This is a genomic window from Mycobacterium sp., assembly GCF_008709575.1.
In the GTDB taxonomy this organism is placed as follows: Bacteria; Actinomycetota; Actinomycetes; order Mycobacteriales; family Mycobacteriaceae; genus Mycobacterium.
Genome location: NZ_VYIK01000385.1, coordinates 1 through 333, shown reverse-complemented (window position 1 = coordinate 333; position 333 = coordinate 1). Strand labels below are relative to the sequence as shown.

Genomic DNA, 333 nt, shown 5'->3' with positions numbered 1-333 from the left:
ACCACGTCGGGGTTGCCGTCGAAGTAGGCCGCGACAGCCTCCCACATCTGCGCGTAATCATTCTCCAGCCCAACACCGTTCGGTGCTGCAGCGTTGGACCAGAACGCATCCCAGGCGTGATTCTCCGCGGGATCGATGAGGTAGGTCAACGGGAAGCCCGCTTCGTGGTTGGGCAGCCCGCCGGTCAGCACCGCCCACGTCGGCGCACCATCTGCACCGAAATAGGCGCTGTAGAGGTCCTGGTGCATGTCGAGAATGCTGTAGATGCCGTGGCTGGCCAGGGTCTGCACGGTCTGCTCGAGCGAGGCGAGGTAGGCGTAGTCGATGACACCG

1 pseudogene is annotated in these 333 nt (G+C 63.7%); it reads right to left on the bottom strand.

What is annotated here, in order from left to right:
• Window positions 1–333 (bottom strand): annotated as a pseudogene (locus F6Q13_RS19115) (cellulase family glycosylhydrolase); the annotation flags it as partial.